The sequence below is a fragment of the Desulfomicrobium baculatum DSM 4028 genome, from assembly GCF_000023225.1.
In the GTDB taxonomy this organism is placed as follows: Bacteria; Desulfobacterota; Desulfovibrionia; order Desulfovibrionales; family Desulfomicrobiaceae; genus Desulfomicrobium; species Desulfomicrobium baculatum.
This window is the reverse complement of the sequence record NC_013173.1, coordinates 2,141,176-2,166,339: the sequence shown is the minus strand read 5'-3', so window position 1 is coordinate 2,166,339 and position 25,164 is coordinate 2,141,176. Positions and strand designations below refer to the sequence as shown.

Sequence of the window (25,164 nt, the reverse complement as noted above, 5' to 3'; positions counted from 1 at the left end):
ATTCTTGAAATGGAGGTGCTTATAACTAACGATGGTTATTTTTGTCGGGCGTAAAATAAGCATATACGCGTACATATTCATGTATGAATTCCATACGTATACGTATGTTATTTAATATACATAAAAAAGTAGGTTGCTTTCAAAGAGTCGTACTAGGCGACCAAGGAGCAACCACATGTTCAAGAATCAGGGGATCGTTCAACCCTTAGACGGCAAAGCGCATGAAACCGAGGCCGTCACTGGCGGCTTGGAGCCGCTGAATCCGGGCGGGCAACCGCCCGTTGTCGCGGTCGATGGCCTGGGCGCGGATGCTGCCGATGCGACAGCTGCTGCCGTCTCAGCGCCCGAAAGTGATCTCGAAGTCGCGATGTCGGCGCTGGGCGCGCTGCCCGAAGATCAGGTCGCGGGTCTGAAAACCGTAGCCGCCACGTCAAGCTCATCGGTTTCCGAAGCCGAGAGCGACGTCTTCAGCAGCGACACGCAAATCCGCCAGGCACTCGGCATTCATCAGACCAGCGTCGGCAGCACCGATTTTCTGGATCGCGCCACAGGCGACGACTTCGGCATGACCGAATTTCTGGAATCGGGATCGTTCAGCGCAACGCCCGGCGCTGACCTGGCCGGTCGCGGAATCGAGGACGAGGTCGAGTGGGAAGGGCTGGCCTGGTTCCGGACATCCCCGGAAGACGACTCGCTCTTGGTGCTCGGCACGGTGGATCTTGGCGACATGGACGAAGACGGGTCCATGCTCATCACAATGGCCGGGCTGTTGGCCAAGGCCTACAACCCCGCCGACGCTCCGCTGGTTGTGACCGACCTGCGCCTCGCGGACGGGTCCGGCGTCTTGACGGACAACGGCGACGGGACCTGGACCTTCACCCCGGCGGCGGACTGGAACGGCAATGTCGTACTGAGCTACCTCGTAAGCGACGGCGAAACGTCATCTGCCGCCAAGGCGGCCTTGACGGTCAATCCGGTCAACGACGCCCCTGTCATCGCCGTCAACGATGTGCTGCTGGTGGACGACCTGACCGCGCAATCCCTGGCGGGGTCCCTGTCGGCCACGGACGTGGACAACGATGCGGCGGATCTTTTGTACACCATCACCCAGGGACCGGTAAGCGGCGTGCTGCTGCTGGACGGCGTCGAGATCACCGATTTCTCCCAGCCGGTCTTCACCCAGGCCGACATCGATGGCGGCCGCGTCTCCTTTAGCTTCGACACCCCGCAGCCCGGCGACGAATTCCGGGTCATCGAGGACGACTCCTTTGTCTTTACCGTCGATGACGGCAGCCTGAGCACCGTCGAGACGACCTTCAGCATCCGCAACAGCGCTGTGCAGATCTGGGGCACGGACGAGGCCGACGATCTGACGGGCGCGGCGGATTTCAGTCGCGAAGGCGTGACCTTCCACGTCTTCGGTTTCGACGGCAACGACACCCTGCGCGGCGGCGCAGGCAGCGATACCCTGGACGGCGGCGGGCAGACGTACGCATCGCACACGCCCTGGCTCTACACTCAGGAAGGCGGCGACACCGTGGATTACACCGCGAGCACTGCTGCCGTGGACATCGACTTGACCCGCGCTACCCAGGCAGGCGGCCACGCCGAGGGCGACGTGCTCATCGGCATCGAGAACGTCATTGGCTCGGGCTTTAACGACAGCATCACCGGCGATGCGGCGGCCAACTTCCTTTCCGGCCTGGACGGCACCGACACTCTGCTTGGCGGCGTGGGCAACGACACATTGCGTGGCGGGGCCGGGGCCGACCTGATCGACGGCGGCGCGGGCCAGGATTTCGCCGATTACCGCACCAGCGCGAGCTGGGTGAACGTGGACCTGAACATCCAGGACGGCACCACGGCGCAGAGCGGCGGCGGGGCGGACAATGACGCCGAGGGCGATACGCTTATCGGCATCGAGAATCTCATCGGCAGCAACGACGCCACCCACGGCGACGTGCTCACGGGCAATGCTGCGAACAATCATCTCATCGGCCTGGACGGCGACGACACCCTCATCGGCGGCGCGGGCAACGACACCCTGGTCAGCGGGGCCGGGGCTGACAGGGTGGACGGCGGCACGGGCACCCGCGATCTGGCGGACTATAGCGCCAGCACCGCCTGGGTGAACGTGGATCTGAACATCCAAAACGGGACCACGGCGCAGACCGGCGGCGGCGCGGGCAACCACGCCGAGGGCGACATCCTGACGGGCATCGAGGACGTCAATGGATCCCAGTACAGCGACTCCCTTACAGGCAACGGCGGCAGCAACCGCATTTGGGCTTACGACGGCGACGACACCATCTTCGGCGGCGGCTTCTACGACACGATTCATGGCGGGGACGGCAACGACTCGATTGATGGCGGTACTCACGAAGACTTCATCTACGGCGACGCAGGCAACGACACCCTCCACGGCGGAGGCGGCATCGACTCCATCTGGGGCGGCGCTGGCGACGACTACCTGTACGGCGGCTCTGACAACACCCAGGACCTCCTTATCGGCGGCACGGGTAACGATACCCTGGAAGGCGGCAGCGCCACCCTCTTGGACACCCTTATCGGCGGCATGGGAGCCGACCGCATCATCGGCAACGGCATCAGATCCTCGGCCAGCTACGAGCTGACCGGGTATGGCGACTTCGATGTCAGCTACCAGGGCGTTTACCTTGACCTGCGCCTCCAGGGCTTGGACGCCGACGGCAACCTGATGGTCCAGCCCGGCAAGCCCGGGGGCGACGACGCCACCGGCGACATCCTGACCGGCATCGTCAACGCCGTGGGTACGAACGGCAGCGACACGCTCATCGGCAATGACCAGGCCAACGAGATGTTCGGCGTTGACGGCGACGACCTCATGATCGGCGGCGCGGGCAACGACAAACTGGAGGGCGTGAACAACAACGACACGCTGGAGGGCGGCCTTGGGGCGGATTACATCTGGGGCGGCATGGACTACGACATCGCCTCCTACGCGAATGCCGCCTCGGGCGTGAACGTCAGCCTGGAAATCCAGAAGGGTGGCTTGCAGAGCGGAGCAGGCGAAGAGAACGGTGACGAGCTCTGGTACATGGACGGCCTGTGGGGCTCCGAGTTCAACGACACGCTCACCGGCAGCACCGTGGAGCAACCCGAATATCTGAGCGCGCAGAACCTGCTGCAGGGCGGCGCTGGCGACGACGTCCTGGCCGGTCTGGGCGGCAACGACACCCTGGACGGCGGCGACGGCATCGACACCGCCGACTACAGCCTGAGCGAAGCCTCCGTGCTGGTCGACCTGAACCTGACCACGGCTCAGACCGGCGGAGGAGACGTGACCACCGCTCTTTATTGGTTTGACGCCTACACGTCGGGCACCCGCTACGGCGGCAACCACGCCCAAGGCGACATGCTCGTCAGCATCGAGAACGTCACGGGTTCCGCCTATGGTGACACGCTCATCGGCGACGGCGGAAACAACGTGCTCTCCGGCCTGGACGGGGCCGACAGTCTGGTTGGCGGCGACGGCTCCGACACGGCGGATTACAGTCTCAGCACTTCCGCCGTAAACGTGGACCTCACCCTGACCACGTCCCAGACGGGCGGCGAGGCCGGCAACCACGCCGAAGGCGACGTGCTGACCGGCATGGAGAACGTCACGGGTTCGGCCCACGCCGACACGCTTGTCGGCGACGCGGGCGTCAATATCCTTGACGGCCTGGGCGGCGACGACGTCATCATCGCCGGCGCGGGCGACACCGTGCTCGGCGGGGCGGGCAGCGACGTGCTGTACAGCGGCGACGCCAGCCTGGACATCTCCGCCTCCACCACCATTTCAGGCGTGGAACGCATCGATCTCACCGGCACCGCCGGCAGCCTGACCGTGAGCGGCGACGCCATCCTTTACAACGCGGCCCTCGACCCGGCCGGCAGCGGCAACATGGCCCTCGTCGTCAACGGCGATGCTGGGGACGTGCTGCACATCGGCTATGCCGTCTGGAACTGGGCGACCATCGACGAAGGGTTCGCCCTGGGCGACGGCAAGACCTACACGGTGTACGAGGCCGAGAGCGGCGGCGAAACCGTGAAGCTGTACCTCGAAAGCGGCATGGTCCTGGGTGGCGGCGAGACGGCCCCGGTCATGGCCGATTTCGCCGTGACCACGGACGAGGACACGGCTCTGGCCTTTCAGAGCGGCGACTTCACTGCAGACGGCCGCTACGCCGACGACCACAGCTTCGAACCGGCTCTGGTGAAGATCACCGGCCTGCCGGACCACGGCACGCTGTATCTGGGCGCGGAGGCGGTGATGGAAGGCGATACGATCACGTACGCCGATCTGGGCGGTCTGCGCATGGTGCCGGGCGGCGACTTCTTCGGCGACACGTCCTTCACGATCAAAGTGAGCGATGGTCTGCGCTGGAGCGACGAGGCCACTGTGACCGTGCAGGTGAGCCCGGTCAACGACGCGCCGGTGGTCGATCTCAACACCCAACTCATTGCCGACGACACGGCCTCTGTCTCCCTGACCGGTTCGCTCCATGCGGCGGACGTGGACAATGACGCGGCGGATCTCTCGTATTCCATCGACCAGGCGCCGGTCCACGGCGTCCTGCTGCTGGACGGCGTGGAGATAACCGACTTCTCGCAGCCGGTCTTCACCCAGGACGACATCGACAACGGCAGGGTGGCCTTTCAATTCACCGCTTCGGCCGGAGCGGAGGCCCAGGTGGTGACCGGCGACAGCTTCACCTTCACGGTGAGCGACGGCGCTGCGACCACCGCTCTGCACACCTTCGACATTCACAATAGCGTGGTGCAGGTCTGGGGCACGGACAACGCCGACGACCTGACCGCTTTGACCAACTTCGACGACGACACCTCGACCTTCCACGTATACGGCTTTGTCGGAAACGACATCCTGCGCGGCGGGGTCAATGCCGACACCCTGGACGGCGGGCTGGGCACCGACACTGTGGACTACAGCGCCAGCGCCGCGTGGGTTCAGGCGGACCTGAACCTCGCCACGGCCCAGATCGGCGGCGGGGCAGGCAATGATGCCCTGGGCGACGTGCTCGCTGGCATCGAGAACCTCACGGGTTCAAGCTGGGACGACAGCCTCACGGGCGACGGCCAGGCCAATGTGCTCACCGGCCTTGCCGGTATCGACACGCTCATCGGCGGAGCCGGCAACGACACCCTGATCGGCGGAGCCGGAGTCGACTCCATGGATGGCGGCACAGGCACCGACATGGGCGACTACAGCGGCGGTGCGTCGTGGGTTCAAGTGAACCTTACCCTGGCCACCGCTCAGGTCGGCGGGGGGGCTGACAACGATGCGTTGGGTGACACCCTGGCGGGCATCGAGAACCTGACGGGCACCACAGACACCGCCCATGGCGACGTGCTCACCGGCAACACCCTGGCCAATCTGCTCATCGGTCTGGACGGTGACGATACCCTCATTGGTGGATCCGGCAACGACACCCTCATTGGCGGGGTAGGCGCGGATTCCCTGGACGGCGGGCTTCATTCGGACATGGTCGACTACAGCGCCAGCGCATCCTGGGTGAATGTGAACCTGAACCTGGCCACGGCCCAACTCGGCGGGGGCGACGGCAATCACGCCCTCGGCGACACGCTGGCGGGCATCGAGAACCTCACCGGAACAAATGACATCGCCCATGGCGACGTGCTTACCGGCAACAACCTGTCCAATCTGCTCTCCGGCCTGGATGGCGACGACACCATCTACGGCGGCGGCTTCTACGACACGATTTATGGCGGGGACGGCAACGACTCGATTGATGGCGGCACTCACGAAGACGCCATCTACGGCGGCACGGGTAACGACACCCTCCACGGCGGAGGCGGCATCGATTCCATTAGGGGCGGCGCCGGCGACGACTACCTGTACGGCGGCGCTGACAACATCCAGGACCTCCTTATCGGCGGCACGGGCAACGATACCCTGGAAGGTGGCAGCGCCACCCTCTGGGACACCCTTGTCGGCGGCATGGGAGCCGACCGCATCATCGGCAACGGGGTCAGATCCTCGGCCAGCTACGAGCTGACCGGGCACGGCGACTACGATGTCAACTGGCAGGGCGTTTACCTCGACCTGCGCCTGCAGGGCCTGGACGCCGACGGCAACCTGATGGTCCAGCCCGGCAAGCCCGGGGGCGACGACGCCACCGGCGACATCCTGACCGGCATCGTCAACGCCGTGGGTACGAACGGCGCCGATACGCTCATCGGCAACGACCAGAACAACGAGATGTTAGGGCAAGACGCCGATGACCTCATGATCGGCGGCGTGGGCAACGACTCCCTGTGGGGCGTGAACAACAACGACACGCTGGAGGGCGGCCTTGGAGAGGATTTAATCTGGGGCGGCATGGACTACGACATCGCCTCCTACGCGAATGCCGCCTCGGGCGTGAACGTCAGCCTGGAGATCCAGAACTACGATGCCGATGGTAACTACTCGCGCCAGTCTGGCGCAGGCGAGGAGAATGGCGACAGTCTCTGGTACATGGATGGCCTGTGGGGCTCCGAGTTCAACGACACGCTGACCGGCCGCAGTACGGATATTCCGGATTACATGAGCGTGCACAACCTCATCGAAGGCCGTGGCGGCGACGACATCCTGGCCGGCCTGTCCGGCAACGACACCCTGGATGGCGGCACTGGCTCGGACACCGCCAACTACAGTCTCAGCACTTCCGCCGTAAACGTGGACCTCGCCCTGTCCACGGCTCAGACCGGCGGCGAGGTAGGTAACCACGCCGCAGGCGATGTGCTCATCTCCATCGAGAACGTCACGGGCTCTGCCTATGGTGACACGCTCACCGGCGACGGTGGAAACAACGTGCTCTCCGGCCTGGCCGGAGACGACAGTCTGATCGGCGGCGGGGGAGATGACACCCTCATCGGCGGCGCGGGGAGCGATACTTTCCAGGGCGGCGACGGAGACGACCTGATCCGCGCCGGGGCGGGCGATGTCGTGGACGGAGGCGTGGGCAGCGACGTGCTGGTTTCGGAAGACGAGTATCTCGACGTGACCTCCTCCACGACCATCACCGGCATCGAGCGGATCGACCTGACGGGCGCGGGCAAGGATCTGGCCGTGAACGGCGACGCCATTCTGTTGAACGGCGTGGCCGACCCGGCGGGCAGCGGGTTCATGGCCCTGGTGGTCAACGGAGATGATGGCGATTCGGTGATCAGGGTGGCCGACGGCTGGTCCTGGACCCTGGTTGCCTCGGACATGACCGTCGGTGGGGACGGGCTGACCTATGCCCTGTACGAGGCCTCGAAGGCCGGCCAGACCGTGCGGCTCTATATGGAGACCGGCCTGAACGAGATCGAACTCGCCGACGGCGTGTACCACGTCCTGGGAACAGAGGGTCATGACGACCTGACCACTGTCTGGGACTTCACCGACTCCCGGCACCCATTCAACATCCAGGGCCTCGGCGGCGACGACACCCTGCTCGGCGGGCCGGGCGACGACACTTTGGCCGGGGGCGCGGGCAGCGACCTCATGGACGGCGGTGCCGGCTACGACATGGCTAGCTACAGCACCAGCGCCTCTTGGGTGGACATGGACCTGAACCTTCAAGACGGCGTCACGGCACAGAGCGGCGGCGGCGCGGCCAACCACGCGGCGGGCGACACGCTCATCGGCTTCGAAGGCGTCATAGGTAGCAACGATGCCGCTCATGGCGACGTGCTCACGGGTGACGACCAGGCCAACATGCTCGTCGGGCTGGACGGCGACGACTCCCTGGTTGGCGGCGCGGGCAACGACACCCTGGTCGGCGGATTGGGCTACGACACGCTGGAAGGCGGCGACGGTGACGACTGGTTCCAGGATGGGGTCGGCTCCTACGACAACACCTACACCGGCGACTACCTGGTGGGCGGGGCCGGCATCGACACGGTCGACTACAGCAACAGCCTCGACGTGTGCATGGTTGACCTGACCGACTCTTGGTATTCCTTTCCGAACAGCTCCTATTCCGATGCGTATTGCGACACGCTGGTCGGCATCGAGAACATCATCGGCTCCCAGTGGTTCGACTCTCTTCTGGGCGACGGCGGAGCCAATATGATCGATGGCGGGGGGTACTGGGACTACATCCTGGGCCGGGGCGGCGACGACACCCTGCTGGGCGGGTCCGACAACGACACCCTCGACGGCGGGGCCGGAAACGACTTCATGGACGGTGGCGCGGACAACGATCTTCTGATCGGCGGCGCCGGGATCGACACCATCCAGGGCGGCACGGGCGACGACCTGATCCACGGCGGCGCGGATGACGTCGTGGACGGCGGGGACGGGTTCGACACCTTCCGCCTGGAGGACAACATCGGAACCGGAAGCGCCTTCGACCTGGGCGCCATGAACGATGCGGGCCGGATCACGGGCATCGAGCGCATCGATATCACGGGCGACGCCGACGACGCGAATACCCTGACTCTCAGGGCCGAGGACGTGTTCGAGGTGTCCGGCGGATCACTCTATATCGATGGCGATACCGGAGACAGCGTGACGACCATGGGCGAGGGCTGGACCCAGGAGGCTGCGGACGTGAGTCATGAAGGTCAGACGTATCATCATTATACTGCTCAGTACGATTCTCAGACGATAAACTTATATGTTGAAACAACTCTCGCGTATCAAAACGAAATATAAATTGGAGGCACCATGAATTTTTACAAATCGCCACGTAATATGAAGTCGCTTGATGGTTCTGATATTTCTGTGACTCTGCATCATGATGAACGTAAAGATATCTTTTTTGAATACCAAAGGAGGAATATCTGTATGAAATTGGCACAGATTCAAATCGTTTGCATGTATCTCGTGATCTCTCTTCTTGTCTGTGCCGTTCCGGCCATTTCCGGTGCGCAGTCAGTCGCGTCCCCGAATGCGGAGCCCTCCGTCACTGCTTCCGGCTCCGACGGCGTCAAGTCGATTCTGGACGACACGGCGGCCCCTGGCGGTCTCACGCTTCAGGCGGCCCTTCAATCGGCCATCAACGACAACCCCACTTTTCTGAGCCGCAAGCATGCCTATTCGTCGTCGCACGAAGCGTATCTCAAATCGTTCGGCGCCCTGCTGCCGCAAGTCGATTTCGTGGCCAAGGGCGGGTATCAGGTGGTGCGCAACGATACGACCATCGCCAGCATGTCCGGCGAGCAGGGCGACACGTGGACGGACGATATGCGCGTGGTCATGTCGCAGCTGATTTTCGACGGCGGCCTGACTTCCGCCAAGGTCGAGGCCGACAAGCACCTGTCGCATTCCAGAAAGGAAGAGCTTTTCAACACCGCCGAGGATGTCGGACTGACCGCGACGCAGCACTTCATGGAAGTCATCCGCAATCGCGCCCTCATCGAATTGTGCGAACGCAACATTGCCGAACATGCGGCCATTCTCGATCTCACCCGCATTCGCCTTGACAGCGGCGGCGGAACGCAGGTCGACGTGAATCAGGCCGAGGCTTCCCTGGATGAGGCCAGATCTCGTCTGGTGCAGGCCAGGCAGGGGCTGGAGGACGCCGAAGCGGGATATCTGAAGGTTTTCGGAGCCACGGCGGACAGGCTGTCCATGCCCGAAAAGCCGATCGGAGCGATTCCCCAGAGTCCGGAAGACGGCGTGGCCTTGGCCATGAACGCGAATCGGGCCCTCAAAGCCGCGCATCTGGGCATCCTGCAAAAGGAAAGCGAAGTTGTCTCGGCCAAGGGACGCCATATGCCCAAGCTTCACTTCAAGGCCTCCGGGGGGCGCTCGGACAATACCGGTGGATATTCCGAAAATTACCATGACCTCTCCGCCATGCTCCAGGTCTCCTTCAACCTCTACAGTGGCGGGTCCGACGCGGCCGCCATTCGGGAGGCGAAGAGTGAACGACTGAAGGCGCTGGCGGAGACCGAAGAGGTCCGGCGCAAGGTGGAAGAGGATGTGCGCACTGCTTACAGTTTTCACAAGGCCACCGGGGATCTGCTGCCCGTTCTGAGTAGCCTGACCGACGAGAACGCCAGGGTCGTGGACAGCTATGCTGATCAGTTTCGCATGGGCAAGAGGACTCTCCTGGATCTGGTGTCCGCGCAGAGAAGCCTGTTCAGTTCGCAGCAGGTGTACCTCAACGCCATGACCGCGCATACATTCTCGTACTACAGAATCTGCATGCCCATCTCCGCGCTCATGTCCACGCTCAACGTGAGCATGGATGTTCCTGAACTGAAATAGTCCGTCGCGGCACGCCGCGAATCGACTGGAGAAACAGAGGGAGCGACGCTTGTGAAAGCGTCGCTCCTTCTGTTTCTTTTGCAATCTCCGAAGTGGAAAAAAGTACGTATATAATTGTGAAATCAAGGAAATATTGGCTTTTATGAGTGGATTGTGAAGAATTCATACTGATTTGTGGTTAGTATTTTTACAGTATTTTATAAATATTTATGTATGATAATTTTTTTTATCTTTATTTAAATATGAATATGTTTGCTTGGAATAAAGTAGGTATTAATAATAAGATAATATAAAGTTATAATTATAGGTTGACTATGAAAATTAATAGCAGTGCTAATTAGCTATCGAACAAATACTATGTAGATTGCCGTATAAAAATTTGTACTATTCAGACCAAGGAGCAATCTCATGTCCAAGACCCAGATATTTGTTCAGCAGGCGGACGGCACTGCGCGTGAAGTGGAAATCGCCAGCGGGGGCGTGGTGCTGTTGAATGCGAATGAGCACTTGCTCATCGCGGCCTCATCTGACCAGGCGCAGGTCGAGGCCGGGGCTCCGGGTGAAGTCATCATTAAATTGGAGGGTGTCGGCGAGTTCACCGTGGAGTCTGCCGGAGAAATTCCTGAACAAATAGCCCTGGCTCCCGAAATAATGGGCCTCAAGCCCTTGCCGACCATCGTTTTCGAGCCGACCCGCACCGACCTGTCCGATGACGCGCCCACGCATGAGCCGCTAGGCGTGCACCAGGCGCGGGTCGACAGCACCGCATTTCTGGACCGCCAGACAGGCGATGACTTCGGCATGGGCCAGCTCCTGGAGATGGCCGAATTCAGCGGCATGGCCGGAGAAGGATTGGCCGGGCGCAAGGAGACGGGCGACAAGGACGAGGATCGCATGCTGGACGACTCGCTCGACGACGGTCTGTCCGGTGATCCTGGTCAGGATCACCTAAACCTCCCCCCGGTCATCGACCTCAACGCAACCCTCCTGGTGGACGACGACGAGGCGGGGAACCTGCTGGACCACCTGCGGGCCACGGACCGCGAGAGCGGCCCGGCGGACTTGAAATACACGATCAGCCAGGGGCCGGCCTACGGCGTGCTGATGATCGACGGCAAGGAGGTCGACGCTACCAGGGTGACCTTCACCCAGGCCGATCTCGACTCGGGCCGCGTCACCTTCCGCTTCGACCCCCACGCCCAGAACAAGGTCCTGGTCATTGATGATGACACCTTCGTATTCACGGTCTCCGACGGCGTGAACACCACCGGCCCGGCCACCTTCCACATCCAGAACACCACGGTCCAGGTCTGGGGCACGGACAACAACGACGGCACCGTCGGCGACGATCTGACGAAGGCGAATGTCGACTTCAACCGCGACGGGGTGAAGTTCCACGTCTACGGCTTCAAGGGCAATGATACCCTGCGCGGCGGGTCGGGTGCGGACACCCTGGACGGCGGCGCCGGCCAGGATTGTGCCGACTACAGCGACAGCGACGGCTGGGTGAAAGTGGACCTGACCAAGGGGGCCATGGCCCAGTCCGGTGGAGGCGAACGCAATCACGCTGCTGGCGACGTTCTGAAAGGCATTGAGAACCTCACAGGTTCAAACTTCAACGATGTGCTCATCGGCGACGGCCAAGCCAATATCCTCAACGGTCTGGTCGGCGACGACACCCTGTACGGCGGCGCGGGCAACGACTCCATGATGGGCGGCGACGGCAACGACTCCATGATGGGGGACGGCGGCAACGACACGCTCATAAGTGAGGCTGGACATGACATCCTGTACGGTGGTGGCGGCGACGATTCCTTGGATGGCGGCGATGGCAATGACACCCTGCACGGCGGCCAGGGCAACAACACCCTGTACGGCGGCGCTGGCAATGATTCTCTGTCCGTAAACTTATCTTATATAAATTATAGGAGCTTTTTAGACGGCGGTGACGGCGACGATACGTTGATAGGCGGCTTCGGCCGAGACACCCTATACGGTGGCGACGGGAATGACTCCATGATTGCCGGCGGCATGTATGAAGGAGGACATCATGAAGTCATGGACGGCGGCGCAGGCAATGATACCCTGCTCTCCGACGGCGGCAACGACACCCTCTATGGTCGCGACGGCAATGACTTTCTGGACGGTGGGACTAATTCCGATCACTTAATAGGCGGTGACGGCAACGACACGCTCTATGGTGGCGATGCTTCAAATATAGAATGGATTCTATTCAGCCCCGGGTATTACACCGATTGGGATCTTCTGGACGGCGGTGCCGGTGATGATGTCCTGGATGGCGGCCGCGGTGCTGACACCCTGTACGGCGGCGACGGCAACGACTCTCTGTACGGCGGTGATTCCACCCCGTACCAGCCCTATAAAACTTGGCTTCGCGCCGATAACGACTTGTTGGACGGCGGAGCGGGCAACGATACACTGGACGGTGGCGCCGGCAAGGACACCCTGATGGGCGGTGAGGATAACGACTCCATGATGGGCGGCGACGGCAACGACTCCATGATGGGGGACGGCGGCAATGACACGCTCATAAGTGAGGCTGGACATGACATCCTGTACGGTGGTGACGGCGACGATTCCTTGGATGGCGGCGATGGCAATGACACCCTGCACGGCGGCCAGGGCAACAACACCCTGTACGGCGGCGCTGGCAATGATTCTCTGTCCGTAAACTTATCGTATATAAATTATAGGAGCTTTTTAGACGGCGGTGACGGCGACGATACGTTGATAGGCGGCTTCGGCCGAGACACCCTATACGGTGGCGACGGGAATGACTCCATGATTGCCGGCGGCATATATGATGGAGGAAATAATGGAGTCATGGACGGCGGCGCAGGCAATGATACCCTGCTCTCCGACGGCGGCAACGACACCCTCTATGGTCGCGACGGCAATGACTTTCTGGACGGTGGGACTAATTCCGATCACTTAATAGGCGGTGACGGCAACGACACGCTCTATGGTGGCGATGCTTCAAATATAGAATGGATCCCCGGGTATTACACCGATTGGGATCTTCTGGACGGCGGTGCCGGTGATGATGTCCTGGATGGCGGCCGCGGTGCTGACACCCTGTACGGCGGCGACGGCAACGACTCTCTGTACGGTGGTGTTTCCACCCCGTACCAGCCCTATAAAACTTGGCTTCGCGCCGATAACGACTTGTTGGACGGCGGTGCGGGCAACGATACCTTGGACGGCGGCGTCGGCAATGACACCCTGATGGGCGGTGAGGATAACGACTCCATGATGGGCGGCGACGGCAACGATGTTCTGATGGGTGACGCGGGCGACGATACCCTGGTTGGCGGGGTTGGAAAAGACACCCTGAACGGCGGCGAAGACGTCAACACCGTGGACTACAGCGCCAGCACGAAGGCCGTGCGCATCGACCTGAACCAGCAAGACGGAAAAGCCGCCCAGAGCGGCGGAGAGGCTGAAAACCACGCCGATGGCGACATCCTCCAGAACATCCGGAACGTCATCGGCACGGCCGGAGCCGACACGCTCATCGGCGACAGCCAGGCCAACGTGCTTGACGGCCGGGACGGCAACGATATCATCACCGCCGGCGCTGGCGACACTGTCGTCGGCGGGGCTGGCAACGATGTGCTGCACAGCAGCGACACAGCCCTGGATATCGCCCACTCCACGCAGATTACAGGCGTTGAACGCCTCGACCTCACGGGCAGCGCCAGCAGCCTGACCGTGAATGGCGACGCCATCCTGAACAACGGCGTGGCCGACCCGGCCGGCAGCGGCCTGATGGCTCTGGTGGTGACCGGGGACCAGGGCGACGCGGTGACCAGGGTCTCCGGCGACGGCTGGACCTGGACCAAAGTGGGACAGGACGTGGCCCTGGGCGCTGACGGCAACACCTATGTCCTGTACGAGGCCGTCAAGGACGGCGAGACCGTGCGGCTTTATGTGCAGACCGGTCTGGGCGAGGCCGAGATTACGGACGGCGTGGTCAAGATAACCGGAACCGAGGGCCCCGACGACCTGACCGTGGGTTGGAACTTCGACGATCCCCAGTATACATTTGATGCGCGCGGCCTGGGCGGCGACGACACCCTGCGCGGCGGCGTGCATGCCGACACCCTGGACGGCGGCCTGGGCACGGATGCAGTGGACTACCACGCCAGCGCCACCTGGGTGAAAGTGGACCTGAACCTGGCCACGGCCCAGGTCGGCGGCGGCGATGGCAATCATGCGCTGGGCGACGTGCTCACCGGCATTGAGAATCTCACCGGCAGCAACGACACAACCCATGGCGACGTGCTCTCGGGCAATGCCCTGAACAACGAACTCCACGGCCTGGCCGGCAACGACACCCTGCGTGGTGGTGCCGGCAACGACACGCTTATGGGCGGTGCCGGTGCCGACCTGCTGGACGGCGGTGCCGGCTCGAATACGGCCGACTATAGCTCCAGCACGACAGGAGTTTACGTAAATCTGGACCAAAATGGCGCTCAGACAACAGGTGGCGGCACGAGTAGCGACGCATGGGGAGATACGCTCACGGGCATAACGACCCTCATTGGCGGTATCGGCAACGACACCCTCATCGGCTTCGATTTCGGTGGACCGGCCGCAATGCTTTTGGGCGGGGATGGCGACGATGTCCTGCACGCCAATGCCGTAACGTATTATTATATTGGCGCTAGCAATACGTTGGATGGCGGTGCTGGCAACGACACACTGGGCGGTGCTGGTGGGCGTGACTCCCTGATCGGCGGTACGGGCAACGATTGGCTGCATGGCTGGACTGGCGCAGACACCCTGAACGGCGGCGACGGTATCGACACCGTCGATTACGCCGACGCCTATACCTGGGTAAAAATTGATCTCAACCTCACTGGAGCCCAAGGACTTGGAGGTAGGGACGGCGAAGGGCATAACGATGCCTTAGACGACGTGCTCGTGAGCATTGAGAATGTGCGGGGAAGCCGTTACGGAGATAGTCTTGTTGGCAACGCCGAGGATAACAAGCTTGAAGGCTTGGCTGGAAATGACACGTTGGACGGCCGGTCCGGCAACGACACCCTGGACGGCGCCACGGGCCACGACACCCTGGACGGCGGGGTGGGCAACGACTCGATCATCGGCGGCGAGGGCAACGACCTCATCATCGCTGGCGCAGGCGACAATGTTGACGGCGGCGCAGGCCTGGATGTGCTGAAGAGCACAGACGCCAGCATCGATCTTGTCAACGGCATCCACATGCAGAACGTGGAACGGGTCGACCTCACGGGGGCTTCCACCAGCCTGACCGTGAATGGCGACGCCATCCTGAACAACGGCGTGGCCGATCCGGCTGGCAGCGGCCTGATGGCTCTGGTGGTGACCGGGGACCAGGGCGACGCGGTGACCAGGGTCTCCGGCGACGGCTGGACCTGGACCAAAGTGGGACAGGATCTGGCCCTGGGCGCTGACGGCAACACCTATGTCCTGTACGAGGCCGTCAAGGACGGCGAGACCGTGCGGCTTTATGTGCAGACCGGTCTGGGCGAGGCCGAGATTACGGACGGCGTGGTCAAGATAACCGGAACCGAGGGCCCCGACGACCTGACCGTGGGTTGGAACTTCGACGATCCCCAGTATACATTTGATGCGCGCGGCCTGGGCGGCGACGACACCCTGCGCGGCGGCGTGCATGCCGACACCCTGGACGGCGGCCTGGGCACGGATGCAGTGGACTACCACGCCAGCGCCACCTGGGTGAACGTGGACCTGAACCTGGCCACGGCCCAGATTGACGGCGGCACGAACAACCATGCCGCTGGCGATGTGCTCACCGGCATTGAGATTCTCACCGGCACCAACGACACAACCCATGGCGACGTGCTCTCGGGCAACGGCCTGAACAACGAGCTTCATGGCCTGCTCGGCGACGACAGCCTGTACGGCTTTGCTGGCAACGACTTGCTGCATGGCGGGGCCGGGGCGGACCTGCTGGACGGCGGCACCGGCACAGACATGGCCGACTACCACGACAGCGCCACCTGGGTGAACGTGGACCTGACCCTGGCCACGGCCCAGGTTGGCGGCGGCGAGGGCAACCACGCCCTGGGCGACACCCTGGTGAGCATTGAGAACGTCACCGGTTCGCAGTATGACGATAGCATCACGGGCAACGGATGGCACAATGTTCTGGATGGAGGCGACGGCGCTGACACCCTGTACGGCGGCGGTGGGTACGATACCCTGAACGGTGGCGCGGGCAACGACTCCCTGTACGGCGGCGATGGGGCTTTCTACGATAACATGAACGGCGGCGCAGGCGACGACACCCTGGATGGCGGCGCTGGCCACGACTTCCTGCTGGGCGGCGACGGCAACGACTCCCTGTATGGCGGCGAAAGGAACTTTGCCGACACCCTGGACGGCGGCGACGGCGACGACACCCTGGATGGCGGCGAAGACCGCGACTCCCTGCTGGGCGGCGACGGCAATGACTCCCTGGATGGCGGCTATGATCGCGACACCATGGATGGCGGTGACGGCAACGACTCCCTGTACGGCGGCGATGGGGCTTTCTACGATAACATGAACGGCGGCGCAGGCGACGACACCCTGGATGGCGGCGCTGGCGAGGACTTCCTGCTGGGCGGCGACGGCAACGACTCCCTGTATGGCGGCGAAAGGAACTTTGCCGACACCCTGGACGGCGGCGACGGCGACGACACCCTGGATGGCGGCGAATACCGCGACTCCCTGCTGGGCGGCGGCGGCAATGACTCCCTGGATGGCGGCTATGAACGCGACACCATGGATGGCGGTGACGGCAACGACTCCCTGTACGGCGGCGATGGGGCTTTCTACGATAACATGAACGGCGGCGCAGGCGACGACACCCTGGATGGCGGCGCTGGCCAGGACTTCCTGCTGGGCGGCGACGGCAACGACTCCCTGTATGGCGGCGAAATGAACTTTGCCGACACCCTGGACGGCGGCGACGGCGACGACACCCTGGATGGCGGCGAATACCGCGACTCCCTGCTGGGCGGCGACGGCAACGACTCCCTGTACGGCGGCAATGAAGCTTGGAACGACACCCTGGATGGCGGCGCGGGCAACGACACCCTGGATGGCGGCGAAGGCAAAGACTCCCTGGACGGCGGCGCAGGAAATGACGTGCTCATCGGCGGAGCCGGGGCGGACTTCATTGACGGCGGCAGCGGCGTCAACACCGTGGACTACAGCGCCAGCACGAAGGCCGTGCGCATCGACCTGAACCAGCAAGACGGAAAAGCCGCCCAGAGCGGCGGAGAGGCTGAAAACCACGCCGATGGCGACATCCTCCAGAACATCCGGAACGTCATCGGCACGGCCGGAGCCGACACGCTCATCGGCGACAGCCAGGCCAACGTGCTTGACGGCCGGGACGGCAACGATATCATCACCGCCGGCGCTGGCGACACTGTCGTCGGCGGGGCTGGCAACGATGTGCTGCACAGCAGCGACACAGCCCTGGATATCGCCCACTCCACGCAGATTACAGGCGTTGAACGCCTCGACCTCACGGGCAGCGCCAGCAGCCTGACCGTGAATGGCGACGCCATCCTGAACAACGGCGTGGCCGACCCGGCCGGCAGCGGCCTGATGGCTCTGGTGGTGACCGGGGACCAGGGCGACGCGGTGACCAGGGTCTCCGGCGACGGCTGGACCTGGACCAAAGTGGGACAGGACGTGGCCCTGGGCGCTGACGGCAACACCTATGTCCTGTACGAGGCCGTCAAGGACGGCGAGACCGTGCGGCTTTATGTGCAGACCGGTCTGGGCGAGGCCGAAATCACGGACGGCGTGGTCAAGATAACCGGAACCGAGGGCCCCGACGACCTGACCGTGGGTTGGAACTTCGACGATCCCCAGTATACATTTGATGCGCGCGGCCTGGGCGGCGACGACACCCTGCGCGGCGGCGTCCATGCCGACACCCTGGACGGCGGAGCGGGCGTCGACACGGTGGACTACCACGCCAGCGCCACCTGGGTGAACGTGGACCTGAACCTGGCCACGGCCCAGGTCGGCGGCGGCGATGGCAATCATGCGCTGGGCGACGTGCTCACCGGCATTGAGAACCTCACCGGGACCAATGACACCCTGCATGGCGATGTGCTCACGGGAAATACCGGAAATAACCTGCTCTCCGGCCTGGACGGTAACGACACCATCAACGCTGGACTTGGCAACGATACGTTGGTCGGCGGGGCCGGGGCCGACCTTCTGGACGGCGGCGCAGGCACAGACATGGCCGACTACCACGACAGCACCACCTGGGTGAATGTGGACTTGAGCCTGGCCACGGCCCAGACTGGCGGTGGCGATGGCAATCACGCGCAGGACGACGTGCTCACCGGCATCGAGAACCTTATCGGCACCAACGACCTCGCCCATGGCGACGTGCTCACCGGCAATGGCGTGAGCAACTTCATGAACGGCGGCGCAGGCAACGACACCATCTACGGCGGCAATGCCCGGGACACCATCTACGGCGGCGACGGCGACGACTGGATCGACGGCGGCGTCCACGATGACTCCATCTATGACGATGACTCCATCTATGGCGGCGCAGGCAACGACACCATCTACGGCGGCAGTGCCCAGGACACCATCTACGGCGGCGACGGCGACGACTCTCTGGTGGGCTACAACCCCGACGGCACAAGCGACCGAAGGCAGGACACCCTCATCGGCGGCTGGGGCAACGACACCCTGGATGGCAGTCACGAACTCGATATTATTTTTGAGCACACGGTGCTCGTCGGTGGTTCCGGAGCCGACCGCATCATCGGCAACGGCACAAACACCTTCGCCAACTACCAACTGACCGGGCACGGCGACTTCGATGTCAGCTACCAGGGCGTTTATCTCGACCTGAATATCCAGGACGGCGTCACGGCCCAGACCGGCAAGTCCGGCGGCGACGACGCCACCGGCGACATCCTGACCGGCATCGTCCACGCCGCGGGCTCGAACGGCAGCGACACGCTTATCGGCAACCACCAGGCCAACGCGATGGCAGGAAACGACGGCAACGACCTCATGATTGGCGGCGACGGCGACGACATCCTCTACGGCCATGGTGGCAACAACACGCTGGAGGGCGGCCTGGCTGCGGATGCCCTCTTGGGCGACCTGGGCGAAGACATCGCCTCCTACGAGCATGCGGCCTCGGGCGTGAATGTTAGCCTGGAAATACAGGGTCGCCGCCAGGTCGGCACGGGCGAGGAGAACGGGGATGAACTCTACCACATGGACGGCCTGTACGGCTCCAACCACAACGACACCCTCACCGGCTGCAATACGCAATACTCGGACAGCGGGAGCGTGCACAACCGCATCCAGGGCCGCGGCGGCGACGACATCCTGGCTGGCCTGGCCGGGGCCGACACCCTGGACGGCGGCGACGGCAACGATACGGCCGACTACAGCGCCAGCACCAGCACCAGCTGGGTTAATGTGGACCTGACCCTGGCCACGGCCCAAACCGACGGCGGCGCGGGCAATCACGCGCTGGGCGATGTGCTCACCGGCATCGAGAACCTTATCGGCACCAACGACCTCGCCCATGGCGACGTGCTCACCGGCAACGACCGCGCCAACATCCTCAGCGGCCTGGACGGCGCCGACACCCTGATCGGCGGCAAGGGCAACGACACCTTGATCGGCGGGGCCGGGGCCGACTCCCTGGCCGGCGGCTTGGGCATTCTTGACATGGCCGACTACAGCGCCAGCACGGCCTGGGTGAACGTGGACCTGCGCATCCAGGACGGCGCCACCGCCCAGAGCGGCGGCGGCACGGACAGTGCCGGCCAGGACAACCATGCCCTGGGCGACACGTTGCTGGGTATCGAGGGCGTGACCGGCTCGAACTACAATGACGTGCTCTCCGGCAACAAGGACATAAATCTCATCTATGGCCTTGACGGCGACGACACCATCTACGGCGACCCCGACAATACAAAACCAAAAGATGATGTCGCACATGTCGACACCATCTACGGCGGGGCCGGCGACGACTTGATCTACGGCAGCGCCTTCGAGGACATGATCTACGGCGGCGACGGCAACGACACCATTTCCGGCGGCGGAGACTACGACAGCATCTTGGGCGGGGAGGGCAACGACCGCCTGATAGGCTACTACTCCAGCGACAAGGACGAGCACCAGGACCTGCTGATCGGCGGGGCCGGCGACGACACCCTGGACGGCAGCCGCAACAGCGACACTTCCATGGGTATTCTCAACGGCGGCATGGGGGCGGACCACATCTACGGCAACGGCGTCAATACCATGGTCTCCTACGAGCGGACCGGGGACGGCGACGGCATGGAGAAGAACATCCATGGCGTCTACCTCGACCTGCGCATCCAGGACGGCATCAAGGCCCAGACCGGCAAGGAGCGTGTGGAGGACGACGCCACCGACGCCACCGGCGACATCCTCACCGGCATCGTCAACGCCTTGGGATCGTACGGTCACGACACCCTCATCGGCAACGACCAGGGCAACGATATGTACGGCAACGGCGGCAACAACCTGCTGATCGGCGGGGACGGCAACGACTCCCTGAGGGGCGACATCAACGACGACACCTTGGATGGCGGGCTCGGGGCCGACCTTATCTGGGGCTGGAAGGGCGACGACATCGCCTCCTACGAGAACGCGGCCTCGGGGGTGAACGTCGACCTGAGGATCCAGAATGTGAACGGCTTGACCCAGCAAGGCAACGGCGAGGAGGACGGCGACGAGCTCTGGTACATGGACGGCCTGTACGGCTCCGCCTTCAACGACACCCTGACCGGCCGCGACACCGACGACCCCGACTACATGAGCATCCACAACCTCCTGCAGGGCCGCGGGGGCGACGACATCCTGAGCGGCCTGGCCGGCAACGACACCCTGGACGGCGGCACGGGCAACGACACGGCCGACTACAGCACGAGCGGTTCGGGCGTCCACGTCGTCCTGACCATCCAGGACGGGGTCACGGCCCAGTCCGGCACGGGCGACGCCGCCGGCGACGTGCTCATCGGCATCGAGAACGTCATCGGCTCCTCCTACGACGACACGCTCATCGGCGACAGCAATGCCAACGTCCTGAGCGGCCTGGGCGGAGCGGACTCCATTGATGGCGGCGGCGGCATCGATACGGTGGACTATAGCGCCAGCACCGCTGGGGTGCATATCGACCTGAGCCGCCAGGATGGCCTCACGGCCCAGAGCGGCGGGGCTGATGGCAATCACGCTGATGGCGACATTCTTCGGAACATCCAGAACGTCATCGGCTCCTCCTACAACGACACGCTCACCGGCGACATCGGCAACAACGTGCTGAGCGGCCTGGGCGGAGCGGACTCCATTAATGGCGGCGGCGCCATCAATACGGTGGACTATAGCGCCAGCACCGCTGGGGTGCATATCGACCTGAGCCGCCAGGATGGCCTCACGGCCCAGAGCGGCGGGGCTGATGGCAATCACGCTGATGGCGACATTCTTCAGAACATCCAGAACGTCATCGGCTCCTCCTACAACGACACGCTCATCGGCGACGGCAACGCCAACGTGCTGAGCGGCCTGGGCGGAGCGGACTCCATTGTCGGCGGCGACGGCATCGACACGGTGGACTACCGCGCGAGCAACGAGGCTGTAACCATGGACCTGAGGTACGGCACCTGCAAAGGTGGTGACGCCGAGGGTGACTCCCTTACCGGCATCGAGAACGTCTTCGGCTCGAACTTCAACGACACCATTACCGGAAGCAACGGATCGAACTACCTGTTCGGTATGGACGGCAACGACTCTCTCGCTGCCGCTTATGGCGACGACACCCTGGACGGCGGCGCGGGCAACGACACCCTGCGGGGCGCTAGGGACAAAAACCTCCTGCTTGGCGGCGACGGCAACGACAGCCTCTACGGCCAGGGTAACAACGACACCCTGGATGGCGAGGACGGATCGGATCTCCTTGACGGCGGAACCGGGGCCGATTCCCTCATCGGCGGCGACGGCATCGACACGGTGGACTACCGCGCGAGCAACGAGGCTGTAACCATGGACCTGAGGTACGGCACCTGCAAAGGTGGTGACGCCGAGGGTGACTCCCTTACCGGCATCGAGAACGTCTTCGGCTCGAACTTCAACGACACCATTACCGGAAGCAACGGATCGAACTACCTGTTCGGTATGGACGGCAACGACTCTCTCGCTGCCGCTTATGGCGACGACACCCTGGACGGCGGCGCGGGCAACGACACCCTGTGGGGCGCTAAGGACAAAAACCTCCTGCTTGGCGGCGACGGCGACGACAGGCTCTACGGCCAGGGCAACAACGACACCTTGGCCGGAGGGGCTGGGGCGGACCTCCTGGATGGCGGAACGGGCGTGGACACGGCGGACTACAGCGCCAACAGCGCTTGGGTGAATATAGACATGAGTCTCGCCACTGCGCAGACGGGCGGGGGCGACGGCAATCACGCCCTGGGCGACACCCTCGTCAGTATTGAGCAAATCATTGGCACGAACGATACGACGCATGGTGATGTGCTCATTGGTGACGGCGGGGACAACTTGATCAGCGGCGGTGCCGGCGACGACACCATCCACGGCGGCGCGGGCTTCGACTCCATCTTGGGCGGCGACGGCGACGACTACCTGGAATGCTACCTGCCGAACAGCGGCATGCAGGAGGCGTACTTCTCGTACCGTAACAAACTGATCGGCGGCGCTGGCAACGACACCCTGGTCGGCAGCAATTCCGATGGTGATGACATACTCTGCGGCGGCATGGGGGCGGACCGCATCATCGGCAACGGCATCAGCACCATAGCCTCCTACGAGCTGACCGGGCACGGCGACTTCGACATCAGCTCGCAGGGCGTTTACCTTGACCTGAGGATCCAGGACGGGCTCACGGCCCAGACCGGCAAGGAGCATCTGGAGGACGCCGACACCGACGCCACCGGCGACATCCTCACCGGCATCGTCAACGCCGTGGGATCGTACGGTCACGACACCCTCATCGGCAACGACCAGGGCAACGATATGAATGGCTTGGACGGCAACGATCTCATGATCGGCGGCGTGGGCAACGACTCCCTGTGGGGCGTGAACAACAACGACACGCTGGAGGGCGGCCTTGGAGAGGATTTAATCTGGGGCGGCATGGACTACGACATCGCCTCCTACGCGAATGCCGCCTCGGGGGTGAAGGTCGACCTGAGGATCCAGAATGTGAAGGGCTGGGTCCAGCAAGGCGCGGGCGAGGAGGACGGCGACGAGTTCTATTACATGGACGGCCTGTACGGCTCCGCCTACAACGACACCCTGACCGGCCGCGACATCGACCAACTTGGTTTCATGAGTGCTCACAACCGGCTGGAGGGTCGCGAGGGCGATGACATCCTGGCTGGCCTGGCCGGGGCCGACATCCTGGACGGCGGCGACGGCATCGACACCGCCGACTACAGCCTGAGCGAAGCCAATGTGCGGGTTGACCTAAGCCAGGCCACTGCCCAGACCGGCGGCGGGTCGGTCATGACCGAGACCATCCTGGACAGGAATGGTGACGAATGGAAAATTATCTACACGGGCAACCACGCCGCCGGTGACGTGCTCATCGGCATCGAGAACGTCATCGGCTCCTCCTACGACGACACGCTCATCGGCGACGGCAATGCCAACGTGCTGAGCGGCCTGGGCGGAGCGGACTCCATTGATGGCGGCGGCGGCATCGACACGGCCGACTACAGCGCGAGCGGCGCGGCTGTAACCATGGACCTGAGGTACGGCACCTACAAAGGTGGTGACGCCGAGGGTGACTCCCTTACCGGCATCGAGAACGTCATCGGCTCGAACTTCAACGACACCATTACCGGAAGCAACGGATCGAACTACCTGTACGGTATGGACGGCAACGACGCTCTCGCTGCCGCTTATGGCGCCGACACCCTGGACGGCGGCGCGGGCAACGACACCCTGCGGGGCGCTAGGGACAAAAACCTCCTGCTTGGCGGCGACGGCGACGACAGGCTCTACGGCCAGGGTAACAATGACACCTTGGCCGGAGGGGCTGGGGCGGACCTCCTGGATGGCGGAACGGGCGTGGACGCGGCGGACTTCAGCGCCAGCAGCGCCTGGGTGAATATAGACATGAATCTCGCCACGGCGCAGACCGGCGGTGGCGACGGCAATCACGCCCTGGGCGACACCCTCGTCAGCATTGAGCAAATCATTGGCACGAACGATACGACGCATGGTGATGTGCTCATTGGTGACGGCGGGGACAACTTGATCAGCGGCGGTGCCGGCGACGACACCTTGGACGGCGGCCTGGGCAACGATCTGCTCTTGGGCGGCGAGGGCGACGACCTGCTCATCGGCGGCGTGACGGACACCGCTCATGGCGGGGACGGTTTCGACACCTTCCGCCTGGAGGACAACATCGGCACCGGAAGCATCTTCGACCTGAGCGTCATGAACGACGCGGGCCGGATCACAGGCATCGAGCGCATCGACATCTCCGGCGATGCCGACGACGCCAATGCCCTGGCCCTCAAAGCCTCGGACGTGCTGGACACGACGGGCGGCGCCGACACCCTCTGGGTGCGGGGCGACGCGAATGACAGCGTGACAACGACGGATTCCGGCTGGCAGTTGCTCGGCGTCGAGACCGGAGCCGATGGACAGGAGTATAATCACTATTCGGGGTATGCGGGCTCGACCTTGGTAAATCTGATGATCGAGTCGGACATGGCACAGCAGAACGTCGTGCACGCATAGACTCCCTTTTGACGCACTCTGTCAGGATGTCCGAATGCGCGCACGGAGCGGGAACCCCTGTGCATCTCCCGGCGGATGGAGCCGCCGGGAGATGCTTCCTCCCTCCG

General features: G+C 63.3%; 3 protein-coding genes. All 3 read left to right on the top strand.

Annotated features, from left to right (window positions below; translation table 11 throughout):
* Window positions 1–175 precede the first annotated feature (175 nt).
* The 3 genes from DBAC_RS09415 to DBAC_RS19950 all read left to right on the top strand — a co-directional run bounded on the left by DBAC_RS09415 (window position 176) and on the right by DBAC_RS19950 (window position 25,057).
* Window positions 176–8,686 carry a tandem-95 repeat protein gene (locus tag DBAC_RS09415; protein WP_015774061.1) on the top strand — a complete coding sequence of 2,837 codons (8,511 nt, stop codon included), beginning with the start codon at window positions 176–178 and terminating at the stop codon, window positions 8,684–8,686.
* Between the two features lie 132 nt (window positions 8,687–8,818).
* Window positions 8,819–10,246, top strand: coding sequence for a TolC family outer membrane protein (locus tag DBAC_RS09410; RefSeq protein WP_015774060.1), 1,428 nt, complete (start codon window positions 8,819–8,821; stop codon window positions 10,244–10,246).
* Between the two features lie 408 nt (window positions 10,247–10,654).
* Window positions 10,655–25,057, top strand: coding sequence for a cadherin-like domain-containing protein (locus tag DBAC_RS19950; RefSeq protein WP_015774059.1), 14,403 nt, complete (start codon window positions 10,655–10,657; stop codon window positions 25,055–25,057).
* The last annotated feature ends 107 nt before the right edge of the window (window positions 25,058–25,164 follow it).

Coding starts and splice junctions, on each gene's coding strand:
- DBAC_RS09415 (WP_015774061.1), top strand. CDS start 176: ATGTTCAAGAATCAGGGGATCGTTCAACCCTTAGACGGCAAAGCGCAT.
- DBAC_RS09410 (WP_015774060.1), top strand. CDS start 8,819: ATGAAATTGGCACAGATTCAAATCGTTTGCATGTATCTCGTGATCTCT.
- DBAC_RS19950 (WP_015774059.1), top strand. CDS start 10,655: ATGTCCAAGACCCAGATATTTGTTCAGCAGGCGGACGGCACTGCGCGT.